This window comes from bacterium, from assembly GCA_019912885.1.
In the GTDB taxonomy this organism is placed as follows: Bacteria; Lernaellota; Lernaellaia; order JACKCT01; family JACKCT01; genus JAIOHV01.
This window is the reverse complement of sequence record JAIOHV010000073.1, coordinates 1-6,025: the sequence shown is the minus strand read 5'-3', so window position 1 is coordinate 6,025 and position 6,025 is coordinate 1. Positions and strand designations below refer to the sequence as shown.

5 protein-coding genes are annotated in these 6,025 nt (G+C 66.0%); 2 read left to right on the top strand and 3 right to left on the bottom strand.

Features of this window, described 5'->3' with window-relative positions:
• Both K8I61_06280 and K8I61_06275 read right to left on the bottom strand, forming a co-directional pair.
• Window positions 1–1,192: DEAD/DEAH box helicase (locus K8I61_06280; GenBank protein MBZ0271623.1), on the bottom strand; the 1,192-nt coding region annotated here is incomplete at its 3' end.
• Window positions 1,193–1,505: 313 nt separating this feature from the next.
• Window positions 1,506–2,399, bottom strand: a complete 894-nt coding sequence (locus tag K8I61_06275) for an Mrp/NBP35 family ATP-binding protein (GenBank protein ID MBZ0271622.1) — start codon at window positions 2,397–2,399, stop codon at window positions 1,506–1,508.
• A 211-nt stretch (window positions 2,400–2,610) separates the two neighbouring features.
• On the opposite strand from K8I61_06275, the gene lsrF reads away from it, so the two are divergent.
• Together lsrF and K8I61_06265 are read left to right on the top strand one after the other, a co-directional pair.
• Complete coding sequence (gene lsrF / locus K8I61_06270) at window positions 2,611–3,414, top strand: 3-hydroxy-5-phosphonooxypentane-2,4-dione thiolase (protein MBZ0271621.1); 804 nt, start codon at window positions 2,611–2,613, stop codon at window positions 3,412–3,414.
• 197 nt (window positions 3,415–3,611) lie between these two features.
• Entirely contained in the window at window positions 3,612–4,628 is a 1,017-nt protein-coding gene (locus K8I61_06265; protein MBZ0271620.1) for an alcohol dehydrogenase catalytic domain-containing protein, read from the top strand.
• A 6-nt stretch (window positions 4,629–4,634) separates the two neighbouring features.
• Here K8I61_06265 and K8I61_06260 read toward each other — a convergent pair.
• Window positions 4,635–6,025 (bottom strand): hypothetical protein (locus tag K8I61_06260; protein MBZ0271619.1); only part of this gene is annotated, 1,391 nt, incomplete at its 5' end.

Below are 6,025 nucleotides of genomic sequence, written 5' to 3'. Positions count from 1 at the left end.
CAGGCCGCGGCGATTTCGGGCCGCGCGCCTGCTTGGGCGCGGGCTTCGCGGGCGCGGCGTCGGAATGGAACTCGTGGTTTTTCTCCACGGTCAGCTCGCGGCGGATCAGCCGTTCGATGGCGGCCAGGTCCGAGCGCTCCTCCGCGGCGCAAAACGAGATCGCGATGCCGCTTTCACCCGCGCGGCCGGTGCGTCCGATGCGGTGCACGTAGGCTTCGGGCTCGTGCGGCAGGTCGAAGTTGACCACATGGCTGACCTGGTCGATATCCAGGCCGCGACTGGCGATATCGGTCGCCACGAGCACGTACGGCTTGCCGTACTTGAACGCCTCGATGGTACGCACGCGGTTGTTCTGCGACTTGTTGCCGTGGATCGCGGCGGAAGCGATCCTCGCGCGCGAAAGCTTGCGAACGACGGCGTCCGCTCCGTGCTTGGTGCGCGTGAAGACGATGGCGCGCGTCACGTCCGGGCGCGCGAGGATTTGCGCGAGGAGCTGGGGCTTGTCCGGCTTTTCGACGAAGTACACCGCCTGGTCGATGCTCTCGACCGTGGTGGCCGAAGGCGTCGCCGCGACGGAGACGGGGTCGATCAGAATGCCGCCGGCCAGCTCGCGGATGGCGGGGGGCAGGGTGGCGGAAAACAGCATCGTCTGGCGCTTGACCGGCAGCGCCTTCACGACGCGGCGGATGTCGTTGATGAAGCCCATGTCGAGCATGCGGTCGGCCTCGTCGAGCACGAAAAATTCGATCGCGCGAAGATCGGCGAGGCGCTGATTCATCAGGTCGAGCAGACGGCCGGGCGTGGCGACGAGGATATCCACGCCGTTTTGCAGCGCGCGCACCTGCGCCTGTTGCGAAACGCCGCCGAAGATGACGGTGTGCGAAAGGCCGGTGTGCGCCCCGTATTCGCGAAAGCTCTCGCCGATCTGGGCGGCCAATTCGCGCGTGGGCGCGAGGACGAGCACGCGCGGGGCGCGGCGGCCGGCGCGGTGCGTCGCGGTGTGCAGAAGCTGGAGGATCGGCAACGCGAACGCGGCCGTCTTGCCGGTGCCCGTCTGGGCGCAGGCGAGCACGTCGCGTCCGGCCAGCGCGTGCGGGACGGCGAGTTTCTGGATCGGCGTGGGGCTTACATACCCCTGCTTGTGGACGGCCCGCACCAATGGGGCGGTCAGCCCAAGTTCTTCAAAATTCATACAAACCTTTCAGGTTCCCCCGCGCCCTGTTTGTGGGCGTGGTTGGCCTGCAACAGAATCGTTCGGGAGATGATATCGCGGGCCCGTGGGGCCGCTCGCCGTCGCGGGAATTCGCGGGCGGATGGTCCATTGAGGACGCGTAAGTCTGCGCGATGCGGTCGAAAATGTCAATCAGCCCGTAACGAAGTCGGAAATGGGGATTCGGGATTAGGGAATGAGGAACGCGTCACAATTTTGTTCGCGCGGATCCGCGAATAAACCGATTTCCGAACCGCGGTCGTCAGGGCACGGGCGCGGGCACGGGAGCGTCCCTCTAGGCATCCCCGTTTTTCTTCGAAACAAACGCCACGCGCGTCACGCCGGGAAGCTTAGGCGTCTGTTTCGCCGTGATGTCCTCGACGCGGCGCGCGATGTCGCGAAACGCGCGAGCGGCGGGTGTCGCGTCCGTCGCGGCCAGATACGGCCGGCCGAGATCGCCCGAACGCACGACCTCCGGGTCAAGGGGCAGGCGGCCGAGAAATTCGATGCCCTCCCGCGCCGCGAGCCTTTCGCCGCCGCCCGTGCTGAACAGGTCGGCATGGTGGCCGCATTGGGGGCAGTCGTAGCCGCTCATATTCTCGACGACGCCGAGGATCGGCATTTCCACCTTGCGGCAAAACGCCAGCGACTTGCGCACGTCGGCGAGCGCCACGTCCTGCGGCGTCGTCACGACGATCGCCTGGACGCCCGTGAACGTCTGCGCGGCGGTCAGCGGTTCGTCGCCGGTTCCCGGCGGCACGTCAATGATCATGTAGTCGAGTTCGCCCCACTTCACGTCGGCCAGGAACTGCCGGATCGCGCCGATCTTCATCGGCCCGCGCCAGATGACGGCGCGATCCTCCATGTCGAGCAGGTTCGCGATCGAAAGCACCTTCAGGTTTTCGAGGTATTCGATCGGCAGCAGCTTGTCGCCCTCCTGCTTGAGGTGCATCGACTGAACGCCGAGCATGTACGGCACGCTGGGGCCGTGAAGGTCGATGTCGAGAAGGCCGACGCCAAAGCCGTCGCGCGCGAGCGCCACGGCGAGATTGACAGCGACGGTGCTCTTGCCGACGCCGCCCTTGCCGCTCATGACGAGCAGCTTGTATCGGACGTTGCGAAGCGTGTCGGCGATGCGCGCGTCCTGATTGTCGTGAGGCGACGCGCCCTGGGGTCCGGGTCCTGACATGGTTTTCCTTTTTTTTATTCGGGATGCGTGCCGAACCGGGGTACGGCGCTCCCAGGGTCCAGGCCGCGCGATCATGCAAACCGCGCCGCGTACGGTCAAGGCCGCGTACCCGCGCCGGCGCGCGCGCGTGGAAAAAGCGCGTCGCGTGTGGTATGGGAAACCGCAAATCAACGCATCAGTCGGGCGCCGCGCGGCGCCCCGGGGAGCGGACATGGACTGGGGTAAGCAAAACCGCCTCGCGCGCATCGTCAAACCCGACACGGGCAAATCGGTGATGCTCGCGATCGACCACGGATATTTTCAGGGGCCGACGACCGGCCTTAAGAACCCGGGCAAGACGATCGAGCCGCTTGTCGCGTACGCCGATGCGCTCATGCTGACGCGCGGCATCCTGCGTCATCAGGTGGACGCGAACCGCGACGTGCCGATCATCCTTCGCGTCTCCGGTGGCACCAGCGTTTTGAAGGACGATCTTTCCGACGAGGAGATTTCGGTCAGCATCGAGGAAGCGATCCGCCTGAACGCGTCCGCCGTCGCGTTGTCGATCTTCGTCGGGTCGCCGCACGAGCGGCAGACGCTCATCGGCCTGTCGCGCCTCGTCGATCAGGCGGCCGCGTATGGCATTCCCGTGCTCGCGGTGACCGCCGTCGGCAAGGACATGGTGCGCGACGCGCGCTACCTGGCGCTCGCCTCGCGCATCGGCGCGGAGCTTGGCGCGGACATCGTCAAGACGTATTACTGCGAGGACTTCGAACAGGTGGTCGAGTCCGTGCCGGTTCCGGTCGTCATCGCCGGCGGCAAGAAATTGCCGGAGCGCGACGCGCTTGCGATGGCGAAAAAAGCGATCATCTCCGGCGCCGCGGGCGTGGACATGGGACGCAACATCTTCCAGTCAGACGCGCCGGTCGGCATGGTGAAAGCGGTGCGCAAGATCGTGCACGAGAACATCGGCATCGATGAGGCGTACGCGATCTACGAAGCCGAGAAGACAGGTGGAGCGCGCAAGAGCGCATGACGGAAGAATTCCGCAGATTACGCAGATTCCGCAGATGGGACGGACAAGTATGAACGACGGAAAGTCTGGAAGTCTGGAAGTCTGGAAGTCTATCGCAAACCCAAACACCCTGCGTGGAATCTTTAAAATCGGCGTAATCTGCGGATAAACAAAACATGACGACCGGCCAAACTCTCCCCGAAACGCACCGCGTCGCGATGTATTATTCCGTCGCGGACGTTCGCACCGAGACGCAGCCCACGCCGCGCGCGGGCGCGGGCGAGTTGCTCGTGCGCATCCACGCGAGCGGCGTGTGCGGGTCGGACGTTATGGAGTGGTATCGCCGGCACAAGGCGCCGCTCGTGCTCGGACACGAAGTGGCCGGCGAGGTCGTTGAGGTCGGCAAGGGCGTGACGCGATTTGGCATCGGCGATCGCGTCGTCGTGGCGCACCACGTGCCGTGCATGGCCTGCCGCTATTGCATGAGCGGGCACGAGACGGTCTGCGACACCCTGCGCTCGACGAATTTCGCCCCCGGCGGTTTTTGCGAATTCGTGCGCGTGCCCGAAATTAACGTCCGTTTTGGCACGTTCCCGATTCCCGGCGGCGTTTCGTTCGAGCAGGCGACATTCGCCGAGCCGGTCGCGTGCGTTCTCCGCGCGCAGCGTATCGCAGGGGTCGCGCCGGGGCGGCGCGTGCTCGTCATCGGTTCGGGTATCTCCGGTTTGCTGCACATCCAGGTGGCGCGCGCGGCCGGGGCGGGGCGGATCATCGCGACGGACATTCTGCCTTCACGCCTCGATGCCGCGACGCGCTTTGGCGCGACGGTCGCCATCAATGCGAAGGATCTCGCGCCCGACACCCTCCGCGCGGCGAATGACGGGCGCCTCGCGGATATCGTCATCACGACGGCGGGCGCGCCCGCGGCAATCGAACAGGCGCTGGCGTGCGTCGATCGCGGCGGCACGGTGCTGTTTTTCGCGCCCGCGTCGCCGGACCACGCGGTGCCGCTGCGTTTCAATGACGTATTCTGGCGAACGGACGTGACGTTGACGACAAGCTATGCCGGTGCGCCGGCGGACCACGCCACCGCGTTGGAGCTGATCGCGGAAAGCCGCATCGACGTGGCCTCGATGATCACGCACCGATTGCCTCTCGCCAAAACGCAGGAAGCCTTCGGCCTCGTCGCCAAGGGCACCGATTCGATCAAGGTGATTGTCGAGCCGCAGGCGTAGGCGCCGTCAGTCGCCGAGCATTCCCTTTTCAACAAGGCATTCGTCCATGATCTCCGCCAGCCGCGTCGTGCCCGTCGGCGAAAGATGCACCGGGTCCCAAGGGAAGACGAGGGCGTCGAGGTCGGGGCGGGAGGCGGCCATGCTCGCGTGCGTCGGGCAAAAGGGAACGCCGAGGCGATTGGCGGTTTGCTCCATCGCGCGGCGAAATTCGAGGAAGCCGGGGCCGGTTTCGGGTCGCGCGCCGTTTTCCCCGGAGCCGAAGCCCGCGTCGGTACCGAAACGCGCGACGTTCGAATCGAACTCCGGCGCGAAAATGACCTTCATCCCGCGTTCACGCGCCAGCGCCACCATCTCTTCCAGATTTTTCACGTAATCCTCGACCGGGTTGATCGTGCGGATCGCGGCTTCCGCGACCCTCGCCACGCGCTTGCCGCGCCAGGCGATGATCGCGCGCGTGGCGCCGTTGTAGAGCCTGCTTTCGTGCAGCGCGTCCTGCACGCGGCCAAGCCAGGACGTTCGGGGCGCAAGGCCGGTCTTGCGCATGTAGCTTTCGATCTCGTCCCATCGGCCGCCGCGTCGCGCCTCCCAAAGCTCGCGCAGCGTGAACGGCCCGCGCTCCTTGGCGGCCATGATGTCGTTGTAGTTGAGGTACAAGACGAGCACGTCGCCGCGCAGATCGCGCAGGTACATCGTGTGCAGAACGAGAAGCTGGAAGAGGTTGTAACCCTTCACGCCCGCGTTCACGACCTCGACGGGCCGGCCCGTGCGTTCGGCAAGGCGCGATTCGAGTTTTTCGCCCCACGTGTCCTCGAGATTTTCGATGCCGTCGCCCCACACGTTGCTGCCGCCGGTGATGACGACGCGAAACGTGTCCGGCGGGATTTCGTCCGTCGTCGCGCCGGAGCGGAACTGGACCCTGTTCACGATGCTGCTCTTGGGCGCGGAGATTTCGTTCGGCGTGATGAACAGATTTCTCGGTGCCCAAAAGAGCGTCTCGTCGGTGACAAAGCCCTCGCCGACGCCGTGCGCCGTCCACGTATCGGCGTAATCCGCGTGGCGCACCGCGGCTTCCGCCATGACGAGAAACGCAAGGCCGGCTAGTGCGATCATGGCGCCGGCGCCGCGCGCGCCGGCATGGCGGCGAACGAGAACAAGCGCGGCGACGACAGCGCTCGGCCAACCGACGCCGGCGATGTGAAGGCGCGTCTCGATCGGAATCGCCGGCACGAGAAGCGCCGCGCCCGTCATGGCCGCGACGAGAAACGGAAGCGCCGCGTTTCGCCACGCGACGCGGCCCGGCAGCGCCGCGCCGTGACGCCAGAAAGCGCCGGCAAGCGCCGCGAACAGCAGGACGACGCTGGCCGCGATCACGGCGGGCAGGGGCGACAGGCGAAGCG

Coding starts and splice junctions, on each gene's coding strand:
- K8I61_06275 (MBZ0271622.1), bottom strand. CDS start 2,399: ATGTCAGGACCCGGACCCCAGGGCGCGTCGCCTCACGACAATCAGGAC.
- lsrF (MBZ0271621.1), top strand. CDS start 2,611: ATGGACTGGGGTAAGCAAAACCGCCTCGCGCGCATCGTCAAACCCGAC.
- K8I61_06265 (MBZ0271620.1), top strand. CDS start 3,612: ATGTATTATTCCGTCGCGGACGTTCGCACCGAGACGCAGCCCACGCCG.